This is a genomic window from Halomonas sp. 1513 (assembly GCA_001971685.1).
Classification (GTDB): Bacteria; Pseudomonadota; Gammaproteobacteria; order Pseudomonadales; family Halomonadaceae; genus Franzmannia.
The window spans coordinates 1,177,439-1,194,379 of sequence record CP019326.1 but is presented as its reverse complement, the minus strand read 5'-3'; the positions used below and the strand labels follow the sequence as shown (position 1 = coordinate 1,194,379).

Sequence of the window (16,941 nt, the reverse complement as noted above, 5' to 3'; positions counted from 1 at the left end):
CGACGACTCAGCGACGCGCGCTGACCTCGGCGTAGCGCAGGCGAGCGGCGAGCTTGTCGAGAATGCCGTTGACGTACTTGTGGCCGTCGGTGGCACCGAACGACTTGGCCAGCTCGACGCCTTCGTTGATGACCGCGCGATAGGGCACCTCGAGGCGCCGCGAGAGCTCATAGGTGCCCAAACGCAGGATGGCGAGCTCGATGGGATCTAGCTCTTCCAGGCGACGGTCGAGCAGCGGTGTGATGGCGGCATCCAGGTCGTCGCGGAAGCGCACCACGTTGTGCAGCAGCTCGTGGAACAGCGCCAGGTCGGCGATCTCCATGACCTTGGCCCAGTTCTCGTGGTCCTCGAGGTCGTCGTCGGCGATCTGGCTGCGAAACTCGGCTTCCACGGCGGTAATCGACTTGCCGGTCATCTGCCACTGGTAGAGCCCCTGCACGGCCAGCTCGCGAGCCGCATGACGGGCCTGCTGCGCCGCCGAGGGAGCGCGACGCGACTCCTTCATTCATCACCTCCGAAGTGCTTGAGCAGCGAGACCATCTCCATCGCCGCCATGGCCGCCTCGGCGCCCTTGTTGCCGGCCTTGGTGCCGGCACGCTCGATGGCCTGCTCGATGGAGTTGACGGTCAGCACGCCGTTGGCCACCGGGGTGTCGAACTCGAGCTGCAGGTTGCCCAGCGCCGCATTGCAGTTACCGGCCACGTATTCGAAATGCGGCGTGCCGCCGCGAATCACCGCACCCAGCGCGATCACTGCGTCCGGCTTGGCGACCTTGAGCGCGCGCTTGACCGCCAGCGGCAGCTCCCAGGCCCCCGGCACATGGACGATATCGATATGCTCGGCGTCCACGCCGTGGCGCACCAGGCTGTCGACGGCGCCCTCGACCAGGCTATCCACCACGTGGTGGTTGAAGCGCCCGACCACGATCACGTAGCGGCCATCGACGTCGGTGAAGTTGCCTTCGACTTGGGAGATCGGTTGCATGCTCTGATTCCTGCTGTAAACGGTAGTGCTGAAATTGAAACCCGTCGAACGCTAGGGGTCCAGCCGTTCGACCACTTCCAGATCGAAGCCCGACAGCGCCGAGAACTTCCACGGCGAGCTGAGCAGGCGCATCTTGCCGACGCCCAGGTGGCGCAGGATCTGCGAGCCGGTGCCGATGGTCAGGTAGTTGCCGGCGCCGTCGGACTCGCTGCCACGCGGCTGACGGCGGCGCTCGAGGAACACCTCGAGGTAGTCGAGGAAGTCCTGGCGCGGGCGGCCGTCGTCGAGCAGCACGAAGACGCCGGCCTCGGCACGGGCCACTTCGGCGATGGCGCCGCTGGCGCTCCAACTGGCGTTGTCGCCCTTCTGCAGGCACAGCAGATCGCGCATCACGTCGGCCAGGTGGACGCGCACCGTGGTCGGCACCTCGGGTGACGGCCGGCCCTTGACCAGCGCCAGGTGATGGGCGCCCTGGATGCTGTCGCGGAACACGTGCAGGTCGAGTGCGCCGAAGCTGGTCTGCACCTGGGTCGACTCGACGTGGTCGATGGTCTGCTCGTTGTGAATGCGATAGTGGATCAGGTCGGCGATGGTGCCCATCTTGAGGCCGTGCTCGGCGGCGAAGCGTTCGAGCTCGGGGCGCCGCGCCATGCTGCCGTCATCGTTCATGACTTCGCAGATCACGCCGCTGGGGTCGAGGCCGGCCATGGCCGCCAGGTCGCAGGCCGCCTCGGTGTGCCCGGCACGGCGCAGCACGCCGCCCGGCTCGGCCATCAGCGGAAAGATGTGCCCGGGCTGGACGATATCCTCGGCCCTGGCATCGCGGGCCACGGCAGCCTGCACGGTGCGCGCACGGTCGGCGGCGGAGATGCCGGTGGAGACGCCCTCGGCGGCCTCGATGGAGAGCGTGAACTTGGTGCCGAAGCCGGAGCCGTTGTCGCTGACCATCAGCGGCAGCTTGAGGCGCTGGCAGCGCTCGCGGGTCATCGGCAGGCAGATCAGGCCGCGCGCGTGGCGGGCCATGAAGTTGATGTGCTGGGCCTCGACCTTCTCGGCGGCCATGATCACATCGCCCTCGTTCTCGCGATCCTCATCGTCCATCAGGATCACCATCTTGCCCTGACGAATGTCGTCGATCAGCTCGGCGATCGAGGCCATGCCAGTCGCCTGGTCGGCGCTGGAATCCTGTGAAGCCTTAGCCATGCAAACTCCAAATCGCTATGCCCATGGGCGCCGCACGGTGGCGGCGGGTGAACGTTCGGACACCAACGCCCATTTTGAATCGGCGCTCAGGGTACCTTGGCGCGGCGTCGGGCGCCAGTAGATAGCCCCCAGAGCGAGGACGCCGGGGGCAGGCCGAAGAGAGGGTTTGCGCCATGGATGGCGCAAGGTAGCGCCCAGGGAGGGGTTCACAGCGCCCTCTCGTAGGCCTGCCGACGGATCAGTTCCGAGCGGTGTTGCCTACCTGCGATAGCCCTGTCCCCGGCGCTACCTATTTATCCAGTGCGCGGCATATCCGGCGACAGGTCTGTACGAGGGCGCTATAAATACTTCCCTGTACGCTACCGATTCCTTCCATGGAATCGAACCCTCTTCAGACCTGTCCCCGGCGCCGCTTTGGCTTCGTCCCTTCGTGGCCAAGCTCCTTAGTGGCCGCGGCGCTGCGGGCGCGCGGTGATTCGCCAGTCGCGGCCCACCGCGCGAATATCGAGGATATCCAGCGCCCGCTGCTGGGCCATGGTCTCGAGCCCCGGCAGGCTGAACAGCGGCCGCGCCTCGCCGCCCAGCAGGGTCGGCGCCATGAACAACTGGATCTCGTCGACCAGCTCGGCGTCGAGCATCGCCCCGGCCAGGGTCGCGCCGGTCTCCACCAGCACTTCGTTGGCCTGCTCCTGATTGGCCAGATACCCCAGCAGCGCCTCCAGGTCGACGCGCCCGTTGATCCCTGAAGCCAGCACCAGCACCTCGGCCCCCGCCGCCTCGAGGCGCGCGCGGCGCTCGGCGTCGTGGCTGCAGGTGGCGACCAGGGTGCGGCCCGGCTCGCGCAGGCAGGCCGCCGCCTGGGGCAGGCGCAGCCGCGAGTCGACGATCACCCGCAGCGGCTGGCGTGCGGCGATGGCCTCGGCGTCGTCGAGGTCGAGCTGCGCGGCGCGTACGGTGAGGCGCGAATTGTCGAAGATGATCGACTCGACGCCGCTGATCACCGCGCTGGAGCGCGCCCTCAGCCGCTGCACCTCGGTGCGCGCCCGCGGCCCGGTGATCCACTGCGACTCGCCGGAGCGCATCGCCGTGCGCCCGTCGAGGCTGGTGGCCATCTTCAGGCGCACGAAGGGGCGATGGCGCGTCATGCGCAGGATGAAGCCGGGATTGAGCGCCCGCGCCTGCTCCTCCATCAGCCCGCACTCGACCTCGACGCCGGCCTCACGCAGGATCGCCAGGCCGCGGCCGGCGACCCGCGGATTGGGGTCCTGCATGGCCACTACCACGCGCTTGACGCCGGCCTCGACCAGCGCCTCGGCGCAGGGGCCGGTGCGGCCGTGATGGGAGCAGGGCTCCAGGGTGACGTAGGCGGTGGCCCCGCGGGCGGCGTCGCCGGCGGCGCGCAGCGCGTGCACCTCGGCATGCGGCTCACCGGCGCGGGCGTGAAAGCCCTCGCCGACGATGCGCCGCTGCTTGACCAGCACACAGCCGACGCGGGGATTGGGATCGGTGGTATAGAGGCCGCGCCGCGCCAGGGTCAGGGCGCGGGCCATGAAGGTTTCGGCAGTCGCTTTGGGCATGCGTCGTCCGTGTGCAGATCACGTATCGTCGTTGGGCGAGAACGAGGGTTCCTGGGCCAGGCGGTCGATCTCGGCGCGAAACTCGTCGAGGTCCTGAAAGCGGCGATACACCGAGGCGAAACGGATATAGGCGACCTGATCGAGGCGCTTGAGCGCCTGCATCACCTCTTCACCGACGTCCAGTGCCGCCACCTCGCGCTCGCCACGGGCGCGCAGCCGCTGGCGGATGCGCTCCACCGCGGCCTCGATCGACTCGGCGCTGACCGGGCGCTTCTCCAGCGCGCGCAGCATGCCGGCGCGCAGCTTGCGCTCGTCGAAGGTCTCGCGGGAGCCGTCGGCCTTGATCACCCGCGGCATCACCAGCTCGGCGGTCTCGTAGGTGGTGAAACGCTCACCGCACTCGGCACACTGGCGGCGACGGCGGACCTGATCACCCTCGGCGACCAGCCGCGAGTCGGAGACCTTGGTATCGTGCGTACCGCAGAAGGGACAATGCATGGGGTCAGTTCCGGCGTCGGTGTTGTTCTCGATAGGTTGCCGTAGTGTAAGCGCTTGGCACGCCTTCTGCATTAAGCTGGAGATAGAAGCCTATCAAGGAGAGATGCCATGAGCTCGCCGACGCCCCCCGCCACACTGCAGCCCCTCGATGCCGCGGCCTTCGCGGCGCTGGCCAGCGCCCGCCTCGGCGAGGTCTATGGCCCCCGCGCCGGTGAGGTGCTGCGGCGCCTGACCACCCTGCTGGCGCACCATCGTGAGGCATTGCGCGAGCGCCCCGGCGCCGGACGCCCGCTCTGGAGCGAACGCGACCAGTGGCTGATCAGCTACGGCGACACCCTGGTCGACGGCGATCGCCCGCCGCTGGAGGTGCTCGACGACTTCCTCGAGCGGCGCCTCGGCGACACCTTCAGCGGCGTGCACGTGCTGCCGTTCTTTCCCTGGAGCAGCGACGACGGCTTCTCGGTGATCCACTATCGCGAGGTCAACCCGGCGCTCGGCGACTGGTCGCATATTCAACGCCTGGCCGGTCACCGCGACCTGATGGTCGACCTGGTGATCAACCACGTCTCCCGCGAGTCGCTGTGGTTCGTCGACTACCTGGCCGGCAGCCAGCCGGGGCGCGACTACTTCATCGAGATGGATCCCGACACCGACCTCTCCCAGGTGGTGCGCCCGCGCAACTCGCCGCTGCTGGTGCCGGTGGCCACGCGCCGCGGCACCCGCTACCTGTGGGCGACCTTCTCCGAGGATCAGATCGATCTCAACTTCGCCAACCCCGATGTGCTGCTGGAGTTCATCGGCATCCTGCTGTTCTACGTCGAGCAGGGCGCGCGGATCATCCGCCTCGACGCCATCGCCTTCCTGTGGAAAGAGGTCGGCACGCCGTGCATCCACCTGCCCCAGACCCATGCCATCGTGCGCCTGCTGCGCGGCATTCTCGACCATGTGGCCCCCGGCACCCTGCTGGTCACCGAAACCAACGTGCCGCACCGCGAGAACCTCAGCTACTTTGGCCTCGAGCGCCTAGAAGATGGCGGGTCGGAACGCGGCGAGACGCCGGACGAAGCGCATCTGGTCTACCAGTTCACCCTGCCGCCGCTGCTGGTGCATACCCTGACCAGCGGCGACGCCAGCACCCTGGGCAGCTGGCTGCGCGGCCTGCCCAGCCTGCCCGCCGGCTGCAGCTACCTGAACTTCACCGCCAGCCACGACGGCATCGGCGTACGCGCCCTGGAGGGACTGCTGCCCGGCCACGAGGTGGAGGCGCTGCTGGAGCTGATGCACCGCTTCGGCGGCTTCGTCAGCATGAAGGCCAACGCCGACGGCGAGGACTCGCCCTACGAGATCAACATCACCTACTTCGAGGCGCTCAAGGGGACCCGCCGCGGCCCCGACCCGTGGCAGATCGAGCGTTTCCTGTGCAGCCAGCACCTGATGCTGGCGCTGCAGGGCATCCCCGCCCTCTACCTGCACTCCCTGACCGCCACCCTCAACGACCACGAGGGCATCGAGCGCAGCGGCCGACTGCGCTCGATCAATCGCCGTCAGTGGGACAGGGAGACGCTCGACGAGCTGCTCGATAGCCGCAACACGCCGACCCGCGAGGTGTTCCTGGCGCTCAAGCGGCGCCTCGACATTCGCCGCGGCGAGCCCTGCTTTCACCCCGACGCCGATCAGCAGGTGCTCGACACCCCCGCCAGCCTGCTGGCCATCCAGCGCGGGCCGCTGGCCGACGGCCGGCGCCTGCTGGCAATCTACAACGTCACCGACAAGCGCCAGCCGCTGGCGCTGCCGGCGCTTGCCAAGCATGACTGGCACGACCTGCTCGAGGACTGCGCCTGCGCCACGCCACCCAGCGAGCTGGGGCCCTATCGCAGCCTGTGGCTGGTCAGTCGCTGAGCCCCAGCCGGGCGGCGTTGGCGGTGACCGACAGCGAGCTTGCCGCCATCGCCAGCACCGCCACCAGCGGCGGGATCGCCGTCCATACCACCAGCCCCAGCGCCACCAGGTTGTAGCCCGCCGAAAGCGCCAGGTTCTGGCGCATGATGCGCCGCGCCCGCCGTGCGATCTGCCAGGCGTCCACCACCCCGGCCACGCCGGGCTCGAGCAGCTGCACCGCGGCCCCGTCGCGGGCTGGCTGGCTGGCCCCCAGCGGCGCGATGCCGACGTCCGCCGTGGCCAGGGCCAGTACGTCATTGACGCCGTCGCCGACGAACAGCGAAGGCCGCGGCAGGCGCGCCACCAACCGCGCCTTGGCCTCCGGCGACTGACCGGCGAAGCACTCACGTCCGACGAATCCGGCCGCCTCGCCGACCGCCGCCACCTCGGCAGCGCGGTCGCCGCTGACCAGCGCCAGCGTCATGCCGGCACGCCGCAGCTCGGCCAGCGGCGCCAGCGCGCCGGGGTCAGGGCAGTCCTGCAAGATCAGCTCGCCGAGCCACTCCCCGTCGCGGGCCACCGCCACCCGACTGCCGGCGCGCGACTCGTCGTCGCTATCGGCGGGGCGCGCGATGCCCAGCTCGCCGGCCAGCCACGCCGGGGCGCCGACCATGAGCTCGGCGCCATCGGCCAGCCGTACATGCCGTCCGCCGCCGGCCACCTCGTCGCTCTCGCTGGGTGTCTCGCCCATCGCCAGGCCGCGCCGGTCGGCGGCGCGGCGCAGCGCCATCCCCAGCGGATGCTCGCTGCCCCACTCGGCCTGGGCGGCCAGCGCCAGCAGCGTGTCCTCGGAGACCCCCGGCGCCGGACGGCACTCACTGAGTTCGGCCTCGCCGCGCGTCAGGGTGCCGGTCTTGTCGAAGGCAGCACTGCGCACCTGTCCCAGCGACTCGAAGGCGGCCAGGTCGCGGAACACCACCCCGCGGCCCAGCGCCTGGCTGCCGGCGGCCAGATTGGCCAGCGGAATCGCCAGCCCCACCGCGCAGGGGCAGGCCACCACCAGCACCGAGAGCGCCCGCACCACGGCCTCTTCTACTGCCACGCCGCCCAGCAGCAGCGCCATCAGCGTCGCCAGTGCCAGCACCACCGCCAGCGGGCTCAGCCAGGCGGCGAAGCGGTCGGCCAGGCGCTGCAGCTCGCCCTTGCGCGCATGCAGCTCGAGCATCTGGCGATGCAGGCGGTCCAGGTAGCCCTCGCCGGCGCGGGCGGTGACCACCAGGGTGATCGCCTCGCCTAGATTGCGGCTGCCGGCCTGCAGCGCCGCGCCGCGCTGGCGGCTGACCGGGCGCGCCTCGCCGTTGAGCGGCGAAAGGTCGAGCCAGGCACGCGCGCTCTCAAGTGCACCGTCCAGCGGCACCAGCGCGCCGGGCGCGACGCGCAGCCGCGCGCCGGGGACGACGTCGGCCAGCGCGCTCAGCCGCGGCCTGCCGGCGTCGAGCACCTCGACCTCATCCACCTGCGGATAGAGCCGCGACAGCGCCCGCAGGCCGCGGTAGCGGCACAGCGTCTCCACCAGCCGCCCCACCAGCAGCAGCAGGATCAGCATCACCGCGGTATCGAAATAGACCTCCGCCGAGCCGCGCCACAGCAGCCACAGCGAGACCAGCACGGCGCCCAGCACCCCCAGGCTGATCAGCGCATCCATGCCCGGGCGGCCGGCGCGCAGGGTGCGCCAGCCGGCGCGATAGAAGGGCCAGCCGGCGTAGCCCACCACCGGCACAGCGAAGGCCCCCGAGACCAGCGCCAGCACGAACTCCAGGCGCGGCCCGGGCAGTGCCCCGGCGTAGATCAGCAGCGAGGCGAGCATGGTCCACATGCCGAAGCTGGCGCCCACCGCCAGGCGCAGGGTCAGGCGCCGGCTCTCGGCCTCGAGGCGGCTCTCGGCGTCCTGGGCCGCCTCGAGGGGCACCAGCCGATAGCCCAGGCGGCGCACCCGCGGTGCCAGCACCTCGAGAGCGATCGCCTCGGGGTCGCCGCTGAGGTGTACCGTGGCGGTGGCGTAGTTGACGCTGGCGCGCTGCACGTCGGCACGGCGCGCCAGCACGCTCTCCACCGCCTGGGCACAGCTGGTGCACCACATCCCGTGCAGCGAGTAGAGCGCGGTGGTGGCATTGGGTGTCGAATGGATGGAATCGGGCATGACCGTCCTTGGCAGCGGGTCGGAGACGATGCGTCAGCTTACCGCGCCTGGGGCGCTGGGCAGAATGTCCCGGGCGTGGCAGTCTGAGCGCACTGCCCCACGAGGATATCCCATGTCCCTGCACCGTTACCGCCTGCCTGCCGCCCTGCTTGTCGCCGGCCTGCTGCCCAGCGCCGCGCTGGCCAACGACTGGCCGGCGCCCATCGCCGCTCTGCAAGCGCAGGGCATGACCATCCACGGCGAGTTCGAGGCGCTGGGCGGCATGACCGGCTACGCCGGCAGCTATCAGGGCCACGAGCTGGCCGCCTACCTGCTGCCCGACGGCGAGCATGTGATCGTCGGCACCCTGCAGGACGCCGACGGCAACGACCTGAGCCGGCCGATGCTCGACGAGGTGATTCGCGGCGAGGAGGACAGCGAAAGCCTGGCGATGCTCGAACAGAGCGCCTGGATCGCCGAGGGCGACGGAGAGCGCATCGTCTATGTTTTCACCGACCCCTACTGCCCCTACTGCCAGCGGCTGTTCCACGAGGCGCGCCCCTGGGTCGAGGCAGGCGAGGTGCAGCTGCGCCACGTGATGGTCGGGCTGATGGATCGCGACAGCCCGCGCACGGCCATTTCCATGCTGGCCGCTGACGACCCCAGCGCGGCGCTGCTCGCTCATCTCCGCGGCGAAGAGACTCCGCGCCTGGAGAGCCTGCCCCGCGACCTGGAGGAGGCGCTGTTCGACAATCACCAGCTGATGGAGAGCTTCGGCCTGATGGCCACCCCGAGCATGGTCTACCAGGGCGAACGCGGCCTGCAGATGGCCCACGGCCTGCCGGAAGAGGACGAGCTGGCGGCGATTTTCGGCGCGCCGCGTCCCTGAGACGACAAGCGCCTTACCCGATACGCCGCGCCAGGTACCAGCCGGCTACCATGGCCGCCAGCATGGCGGCCAGCGGCCACGACAGCCCGGCGATGGAGGCCACCGCCGGCCCCGGGCAGTAGCCGGAGAGCCCCCAGCCGATGCCGAACAGCGCCGCCCCGCCGAGCAGCCGGGCATCCAGGTCGCGGCGGGTGGGCAGTTGGAACGCCGACTCGAGCAGCGGTCGCCCCCGCGCCCACACCAGCCGATAGCCGATGAAGGTGGTCGCCACGGCGCCACCCAGCACGAACATCAGGGTCGGATCCCAGGCGCCGAAGAGGTCGAGGAAGCCCAGCACCCGCGCGGGATCGGTCATCCCGGATATCGCCAGGCCCAGACCGAACAGCAGCCCGGCGACGTAGCCCGCCAGGGCCTTGCCATCGAGCGCCTTCATGCCCCACCTCCGATCACATGACGGACGACATAGACGGTCACGATCGCCGCCGCCAGGAAAGTCAGGGTCGCCACCAGCGAGCGCGGCGATAGCCGCGCCAGGCCGCAGACGCCATGCCCGCTGGTGCAGCCGCTGCCGAGCCCGGTGCCGACACCCACCAGCAGCCCCGCCAGCAGCATCAGCGCCACGCCACCGGCGGGAGCGCCGATGACATCGCCTGGGCCGTCGGCCACGTTGCCCAGGCCGCCGCCCAGCGCCATCACCAGCAGCGGGCCACTGATCAGGCCGAGCAGGAAGGTCAGCCGCCAGATACTGTCGCCCCTGGGTCGCGCCCAGATCAGGCTCGACAGGATGCCGCTGATACCCGCGATGCGCCCCATTGCGGCCATCAACCACACCGCCGAGAGGCCGATCAACACGCCTCCCCCCAGCCCCTGCAGGCTCGCTATCGGATCCATTGTCATCTCCTGTAAAGGTTGTTGCGTCAGCGCTCGGTGAGCTATGACGTCTCGTTGGCCGCCGGCTGCCGCGACACCGAGACCGCGTCGCCGTGCAGCGCCCGCCAGGCATCGAAGGTGCTGAGAAAGACCTCGCCGCTCAGCTCGCGGCAGAAGGCGGTGTGCTTGAGGCGATCCATCACTGGCCCCTTGACTTCGGCCAGGTGCAGGCTCACGCCGGCATCCTGCAGCCGGGCATTGATCGCTTCGAGACTCTCCAGCGCCGAGGCATCGATCCCGTTGACCGCCTGGCAGGCCAGCACCAGGTGCTCGAGCTCGGGCTGCCGCACGGCGAGGGCCATCACGGTGTCCTCCAGATAGCGCGCGTTGGCGAAGTAGAGGCTCTCGTCGACGCGCAGGATGGCCAGTCGCTCGTCGGTCTCTACCTGATGGCGCTGCACGTTGCGAAAGTGCTCGGTGCCCGGCATGCGACCGACCACGGCGCTGTGGGGTCGGCTGGTACGGTAGAGATGCAGCACCAGCGACAGCCCCACCCCGGCCAGGATGCCGCTCTCGATGCCGTGGCCCAGGGTCACGACGATGGTTGCCAGCATCGCCGTAGCATCGCTGCGCGAGTAGTCCCAGGTGCGCTTGATGGCCGGCACATCGACCAGTGTCAGCACCGCCACGATAATGGTGGCCGCCAGGGTGGCGATGGGCAGATAGGCGATCAGCGGGGTCAGCAGCAGCGCCGCCATGGCAATGCCCAGCGCGGTGAAGGCGCCGGCTGCCGGGGTCTCGGCGCCGGCGTCGAAGTTGACCACCGAGCGTGCGAAGCCGCCGGTGACCGGCATGCCTCCCGTGAACGATGCCGCGATATTGGCGCTGCCCAGCCCCACCAGCTCCTGGTCGGGGTCGATGCGCTGGCGGCGCTTGGCAGCCAGGGTCTGGCCCACCGACACCGACTCGACGAAGCCGACGATGCTGATCAGCAGCGCGGCCACCCATAGCTGGCTCCACAGGCCGCTGTCGAAGCCCGGCAGCGTCAGCGGCGGCAGGCCCGCCGGCACGGCGCCGACCACCGCCACGCCGCGCTGGTCGAGCCCCCATCCCCAGGTGACCAGGGAGGTCAGCGCCACGGCCACAATCGGTGCCGCCTTGGTCAGCATCTCCGCCGGCCGCGCCGCCATCCCGAGCGCCACCAGGGCCGGCTTGAGCCAGCGCCGCGCCGCGCAGAGAAACATCAACACCGCGGCGCCGATCAGTAGGGTCGGCAGGTGCATCGCCCCCAGGTGACCGGCCAGGCCGATCAGCACCTCCAGCAGATGCTGGCCGCCGCCGTCCACCCCGAGCAGATGATGCAGCTGTCCAGCGGCGATCATCAGTCCGGTGGCGGTGATAAAGCCCGAGATCACCGGATGGCTGAGGAAGTTGGCCAAAAAGCCCAACCGCGCCACCCCCATCAGGGTCAGGATCACCCCCGACATCAGCGCCAGCACCAGCGCCGCACCGAGATACTCCGGCGCCCCCTGGGGAGCGACCTGGCTCACCGCCGCCGCGGTCATCAGCGAGACCACCGCCACCGGCCCCACCGCCAGGGTGCGGCTGGTACCAAACAGCGCATAGGCCAGCAACGGCGCGATGCTGGCATAGAGCCCCACCTCCGGTGGCAGCCCGGCCAGCATGGCGTAAGCCAGCGACTGCGGGATCAGCATGATGGTGACGATCAGCGCCGCCAGCAGGTCACTGGCCAGCGTCGCGCGGCCATAAACGGGCAGCCACTGCAGGATCGGCAGGTAGCGCTTGGGGTTCACGGGGGAGGCCTCAGAACGCGTTGATCGGCACCTTGAGGTAGACCTGGCCGTTGTCCTCGGCCGGCGGCATCTCCCCGGCGCGCATATTGACCTGCACCGACGGGATGATCAGCTTGGGCATGCCGAGGGTGGCGTCGCGCGCGGTGCGCATCTTGACGAATGCCTCCTCGCTGATGCCCTCGTGGACGTGCACGTTATTCGCGCGCTGCTCGGCGACGCTGGTTTGGTGCTGGTACTCCTCGCGATCCGGTGCCTTGTAGTCGTGGCACAGGAACAACCGCGTAGCGTCCGGCAAGGCCAGTACCTTATGGATGGAGCGATACAGGGTGCGCGCATCGCCGCCGGGAAAGTCGCAGCGGGCGGTGCCGTAGTCGGGCATGAACAGGGTATCGCCGACGAAGGCGGCGTCGCCGATCACATAGGTCAGGCAGGCCGGTGTGTGGCCCGGTGTATGCAGCACCCGCCCTTCCAGTTGGCCGATGGCGAAGGTATCACCCTCCTCGAACAGGCGGTCGAACTGGCTGCCGTCGCGGGCAAACTCGCTGCCGGCATTGAACGCCTTGCCGAACACGTCCTGCACCACGGTGATCCTGGCACCGATGCCGGTCTTGCCGCCGAGCTTCTCATGCAGGTAGGGAGCAGCGGAGAGGTGGTCGGCATGCACGTGGGTCTCGAGGATCCACTCCACCGTCAGGCTGTTGTCACGCACGAAGGCGATGATCGCGTCGGCGGAGCGCACGTCGGTGCGCCCGGCGGCGTAATCGAAGTCGAGCACCGAGTCGAGGATCGCGCAGGCACGGCTCGCGGGATCCTGCACCACATAGCTGAAGGTGTTGGTGGGCTCGTCGAAGAAGTGGGTCACGAGTGGCCGGGGCGCGTTGGTACTGGACATGGGAAGCGGCCTCCATCGCAGTCGGGCTGTCAAATATGACGCTAGTATAGCGCAATAATAGTTATAACGTTAGATCGTTTTTTAATAAAAGAAAGGTGCTTCATGCAGCCGATAGCCAGGCGCCCGTGACCTGAGAGGGGCACGGGCGCCTGGCGACATGGCGGGGAAAAGTCATGCGGCCTTACTTGTCGACCTTGCAGGTATTGATGCCGAGCAGGCTGTAGGCCGGGCAGACGTTGAACAGCCCAGTGGCCAGCGGCAGCACGCCGACCCAGCCCCAGGCGCCGATGGTGCCGGTCAGGGCCATCAGGATCAGCACGGCTCCCACGCCGATACGAGCCCACTTGTCGGCACCGCCCACGTTGCTTTTCATGTTCATGTTGACTCTCCTCAAGCGCCGATCGGATTAGAAGCTGAAGACCGGAATAGCCGGGTCGCGCATCATCTCGGCCATGGCGCCCGGGGTGGCCACCCCTACCCCGTCGCGCAGGTCCTCCTCGCCGTAATCGCTGTTGGGCAGGTAGATGGCGCAGACATCCACCTCGGCGCCCTCGCCCATCATCATCTGCATCAGGCCCTCGGGCTTGATGCCGCGCGGCCCTAGCTCGGTCTCGCTCTGGTAACCGTCGATGGCCAGCTCGCCGGCGGCATCACACAGCAGAATGTGTGGGGTGGTGCCCTGCTCGCGCATGGCATTGGCCAGGATCATCGCCATTCCCTGAGTCTGCAGAGAGTCGCTGGTCAGGATCACCAGGGCGCGTTCGGCATAGGCGTCATCGCCGCTGGCATGCTCCTCGGCCATGGCCAGCGATGGCAAGCAGAGTGCGCTCGCCGCAAGGGCCGAGGCCATACATACTGTTTTACTCACTTTCATAACCTTTTCCTCTAACCTAATAACTTTAAATTGAATCGTCAGCTTAGCGAAGAGGAGGCGTCAAGACATGAGGTAAAACGCCGCCGCTTGATCTGGATCAAGCGGCGGCGTCAGGAAACGGGCGTAGGGGCGTCAAGGCGACGCGGGTCGGGCGGGAGATGGACACAGGCTGACGCCGGGCCTTCGCCTACACCTTGCCCTGGTTGTCGAGCTCCACCGCGGCGTGCATGCGCTCGAGCAGGTCGGGGATCGCCGCCTGGACGCGGTTCCAGCTGGGGATGAAGGGCTTGTCGCGGGGGTTGTCGAGAAACGCCGCACCGGCCTCCATGATATTGCTGGCAAACAGCTCCACCGCCTGCTCCTCGCTGTGTCGATCGAGCTTCAAGCCATTCATCATGGCGTCGTTGTCGTAGGCCTCGATCAGGTCGAGGGCGATGCGGTAGTAGGTGGCCTTGATGGTGCGGAAGCTCTCGGCGTTGATCTGCACGCCGAGGGTGGCGAGCTTGCGATACAGCGCCTTGGCGATATCCAGGCTCATGCGGTTGAGCCCGCCGGAGGGGTCGTCCTGGGAGACCGGCTGATGCTTGTGGTCGTAGATATCGGCGATATCCACCTGGCACAGCCGCTTGGTGGAGTAGTTGCGGTGCACCTCGGAGAGTACGCCGATCTCCAGGCCCCAGTCGCTGGGGATGCGGATACCGTCGAGCACGTCGGCGCGCATCGAGAACTCGCCGGAGAGCGGATAGCGGTAGCTGTCCAGATAGTCGAGATACGGCAGCGGGCCGTAGATCTTCTTCAGCGCGCGGATCAGCGGCGTGACCATCAGCCGCGCCACGCGGCCGTTGAGCTTGCCGTCGGCGATGCGCGAGTAGTAGCCCTTGCAGAACTCGTAGTTGAACTGGGGGTGGGCCACCGGGTAGATCAGCCGCGCCAGCAGGCTGCGGTCGTAGGTAACGATATCGCAGTCGTGCAGCGCCACCGCCTCGGCGCGCCGCGAGGCCTGGATATAGCCGGCGCAGAACCACACGTTGCGCCCCTTGCCCGGCTCCTGGGGCGAGATATTCTCGGCGGCGAGCTCTTCGTCGAGAGCCTTGAGCCGCGGGCCGTCGTTCCACAGGATGCGATGATGCTGCGGCAGCCGCGAGAAGAACTCACGTGCGTGCAGAAATTGCTCACGGTCGGCGCGATCCAGGCCGATGACGATCTCGGAGAGGTACGGCACCTTGGCCAGTTCGTCGACGATATGCGACAGCGCCGGGCCCTCCAGTTCGGAGTAGAGCGAGGGCAGGATCAGGCCCATCGGCCGGCGCATCGAAAAGCGCACCAGGTCGGCCTCCAGTGCTTCTACCGGCCGCTGGGTCAGGTTGTGGAAGTTGGTGATGATACCGTTCTGATAGAAATCACTCATGCTCGCGCTCCTTGCCGTTCACGCCGTCACGGACGGCCTCGGGAATCTCGTCGCCCCACCAGTGTTCGAGCCCTTCTACCCACCCCCGCGGCCCATCCAGCGTGGCGCAGTAAAGCATCGGGTTGTCGACCTCGACGCGCTGGCCATGGTGGCCGGGAATCAGCACGGCCCGATCAACGGCGTCGAGCATGGGCACGTCATTGGGCCCGTCGCCCAGGCCCAAGGTAAGCGGTTGGCTGCCGCGCAGCGCCGCGAAACGCTCGATCAGCCAGGCCACCGAGGCGCCCTTGTGCACCTCGCCCATCACATGCCAGAAACGTCCGCCGCGCGTCAGACGCAGGCCATCGTCGGCCAGCGCCCGGCGAAAGCGTTCCAGGGCCGCGTCGTCGTCCTCCCAGATCAGCGGCTCGCTGCCCTCGCGCACCCGCGCCTGGCGGGCAGCAGGTTCGGGCAGGCCGGTGTAGGCCACGATCTTTTCAAGCGACATATCGCTCATCCCCACGAAGCGCACCCCCAGGCGCTTGCGAATCACGTCCAACCGGGTGCGGATAAAGCCGATATCCAGCCCCGGGGTCTTGATCACCAGGCCATGGGGGTCGGCGGGATCGCGATCCAGCCGCGCGTGCTGCCAGGAGGGTGGCAGCCCGATCACCGCGCCGTTCTCGGCGATGAACGGGCTCTTGGCCAGGCCCAGCTCGAGGCGCAGCGAAAGCAGCTCGGCGCGGGTCTTGCTGGTCACCGGGATCACCGCAATGCCCGCCGCGGCAAGGCGCGACAGCCACGCCTTGGCCGGCGACCAGTCGTAGCTGTCGTGATCGAGCAGCGAGCCGTCGAGATCGGTGAAGACCAGGCGCGGCGGCGACACTTGGGCGTGATTCATACGGCACCTGCTAGCGGGCAAGGGGGTGCGCGCAGTTGCGCGTTATTGGTGACACTAGCACGTGGCGTGCCAGTTCGCTGCGATCCCCCGGGGGCGCTGGCGCGGCGAGCGCCCGTGAGGCTGAAAAGGCACGCCCAGCCACTGCCATGCACCATTCCAGGCCATGAAAAAACACCATTTTGGTGCAATAAACAATCGCTCTGACGTTCAGGCGTGCGCTTCTCAAAGCGTTGAAAACTTGCCCCGACAGCAGTCGCCATGGGTAGCATGTCCAGCTTGGGTCAGGCGTGCCACTGCCAGATCTGCTGCCAGAGGACGGTTCTACCATGACCACAGGGCTATTTTTCTTTGCCAACTTGCTGTTCTGCCTCGCCTACCTGGTGCGCGACATGGCTTACCTGCGCGCCATCACCATCCTCGCTGCACTGAGTACGCTGCCCTACTTCTATTTTCTCGATACCCCACTCTACTCGGCAATTGGCTGGCAAATCGCCTTTATTGCCATCAATGCTTTCAATCTCACCGTGCTACTGCTGGCGCGGCGACCGGTGGTACTCGATGACGATCAACGCTGGCTACACCGCCACACCTTTCGCATGCTCACGCCCAGAGAAATGCTCAAGGTACTCCGCCCGACACAGCGAGAGCACTGCCCCGCCGATGCCACGCTGATCGAGCAGGATCAACCGCTTGACCGGCTGATCCTGCTGCTCGACGGTGAGGCAGAAGTGCATGCCAACGGCCAGCATCGCGCCACGCTGCGCCCGGGTGACTTCGCCGGTGAGATGAGTTTCATCACCGGCAAGCCAGCCAGCGCCACGGTGGTAACCAGAGGCGCCGTCGACTATCTGAGCTGGCGACGCCGCGACCTCGAAGCGCTTTACCAGCGCGACCCGCGGCTAAAGGATGCCATGCAAGGGGTGATCGGTGCCGATATGGCCAGAAAGCTTACTCGCTGAGCACCCACAGGGCTTGCATGCACCGTTCAGACATGT

General features: G+C 68.1%; 17 protein-coding genes. 3 read left to right on the top strand and 14 right to left on the bottom strand.

Features of this window, described 5'->3' with window-relative positions:
• Positions 1-7: 7 nt before the first annotated feature.
• The 5 genes from BWR19_05510 to BWR19_05490 all read right to left on the bottom strand — a co-directional run bounded on the left by BWR19_05510 (position 8) and on the right by BWR19_05490 (position 4,262).
• Positions 8-505, bottom strand: a complete 498-nt coding sequence (locus BWR19_05510; GenBank protein ID APX92439.1) for a N utilization substance protein B — start codon at positions 503-505, stop codon at positions 8-10.
• Positions 502-984, bottom strand: coding sequence for a 6,7-dimethyl-8-ribityllumazine synthase (locus tag BWR19_05505; GenBank protein ID APX92438.1), 483 nt, complete (start codon positions 982-984; stop codon positions 502-504). Before BWR19_05505 ends, BWR19_05510 begins: the two co-directional genes overlap by 4 nt.
• Positions 985-1,035: 51 nt before the next feature.
• Positions 1,036-2,187, bottom strand: a complete 1,152-nt coding sequence (locus tag BWR19_05500) for a 3,4-dihydroxy-2-butanone-4-phosphate synthase (protein APX92437.1) — start codon at positions 2,185-2,187, stop codon at positions 1,036-1,038.
• Between the two features lie 443 nt (positions 2,188-2,630).
• Positions 2,631-3,764 (bottom strand): riboflavin biosynthesis protein RibD, encoded by a 1,134-nt coding sequence (locus tag BWR19_05495; GenBank protein APX92436.1) that lies wholly within the window; start codon positions 3,762-3,764, stop codon positions 2,631-2,633.
• Positions 3,765-3,782: 18 nt separating this feature from the next.
• Positions 3,783-4,262 carry a transcriptional regulator NrdR gene (locus tag BWR19_05490; protein ID APX92435.1) on the bottom strand — a complete coding sequence of 160 codons (480 nt, stop codon included), beginning with the start codon at positions 4,260-4,262 and terminating at the stop codon, positions 3,783-3,785.
• 135 nt (positions 4,263-4,397) lie between these two features.
• Here BWR19_05490 and BWR19_05485 point away from each other — a divergent pair, with 135 nt between their 5' ends.
• Positions 4,398-6,161 carry an alpha-amylase gene (locus BWR19_05485; GenBank protein ID APX94912.1) on the top strand — a complete coding sequence of 588 codons (1,764 nt, stop codon included), beginning with the start codon at positions 4,398-4,400 and terminating at the stop codon, positions 6,159-6,161.
• Here the strand turns inward: BWR19_05485 and BWR19_05480 are convergent.
• A complete protein-coding gene (locus BWR19_05480; GenBank protein ID APX92434.1) occupies positions 6,151-8,340 on the bottom strand; it encodes an ATPase P in 2,190 nt (729 codons plus the stop codon). The genes BWR19_05485 and BWR19_05480 overlap by 11 nt on opposite strands.
• 112 nt (positions 8,341-8,452) lie before the next feature.
• On the opposite strand from BWR19_05480, the gene BWR19_05475 reads away from it, so the two are divergent.
• Complete coding sequence (locus BWR19_05475; GenBank protein APX92433.1) at positions 8,453-9,208, top strand: thiol:disulfide interchange protein DsbG; 756 nt, start codon at positions 8,453-8,455, stop codon at positions 9,206-9,208.
• A gap of 13 nt (positions 9,209-9,221) precedes the next feature.
• On the opposite strand, the gene BWR19_05470 is transcribed toward BWR19_05475, so the two are convergent.
• From BWR19_05470 to BWR19_05435, 8 genes are all read right to left on the bottom strand, one after another.
• Positions 9,222-9,641, bottom strand: a complete 420-nt coding sequence (locus BWR19_05470) for a hypothetical protein (protein APX92432.1) — start codon at positions 9,639-9,641, stop codon at positions 9,222-9,224.
• Complete coding sequence (locus tag BWR19_05465) at positions 9,638-10,099, bottom strand: hypothetical protein (protein ID APX92431.1); 462 nt, start codon at positions 10,097-10,099, stop codon at positions 9,638-9,640. Before BWR19_05465 ends, BWR19_05470 begins: the two co-directional genes overlap by 4 nt.
• Positions 10,100-10,140: 41 nt before the next feature.
• On the bottom strand, positions 10,141-11,892 hold the full coding sequence (locus BWR19_05460; GenBank protein APX92430.1) for a sodium-independent anion transporter: 1,752 nt from the start codon (positions 11,890-11,892) through the stop codon (positions 10,141-10,143).
• Positions 11,893-11,902: 10 nt separating this feature from the next.
• Entirely contained in the window at positions 11,903-12,784 is an 882-nt protein-coding gene (locus BWR19_05455; GenBank protein APX92429.1) for an MBL fold metallo-hydrolase, read from the bottom strand.
• Positions 12,785-12,965: 181 nt separating this feature from the next.
• The gene (locus BWR19_05450) at positions 12,966-13,157 is read right to left on the bottom strand and encodes a hypothetical protein (GenBank protein APX94911.1); all 192 of its coding nucleotides are present in this window, start codon (positions 13,155-13,157) and stop codon (positions 12,966-12,968) included.
• A 33-nt stretch (positions 13,158-13,190) separates the two neighbouring features.
• Positions 13,191-13,634, bottom strand: a complete 444-nt coding sequence (locus tag BWR19_05445) for a hypothetical protein (GenBank protein APX92428.1) — start codon at positions 13,632-13,634, stop codon at positions 13,191-13,193.
• Positions 13,635-13,845: 211 nt separating this feature from the next.
• Positions 13,846-15,066 carry a glycosyl transferase gene (locus BWR19_05440; GenBank protein ID APX92427.1) on the bottom strand — a complete coding sequence of 407 codons (1,221 nt, stop codon included), beginning with the start codon at positions 15,064-15,066 and terminating at the stop codon, positions 13,846-13,848.
• Positions 15,059-15,946 carry a mannosyl-3-phosphoglycerate phosphatase gene (locus BWR19_05435; protein APX92426.1) on the bottom strand — a complete coding sequence of 296 codons (888 nt, stop codon included), beginning with the start codon at positions 15,944-15,946 and terminating at the stop codon, positions 15,059-15,061. The genes BWR19_05440 and BWR19_05435 overlap by 8 nt, the downstream gene beginning before the upstream one ends.
• Before the next feature lie 326 nt (positions 15,947-16,272).
• Here BWR19_05435 and BWR19_05430 point away from each other — a divergent pair, with 326 nt between their 5' ends.
• Complete coding sequence (locus tag BWR19_05430; GenBank protein ID APX92425.1) at positions 16,273-16,905, top strand: hypothetical protein; 633 nt, start codon at positions 16,273-16,275, stop codon at positions 16,903-16,905.
• Positions 16,906-16,941 lie beyond the last annotated feature (36 nt).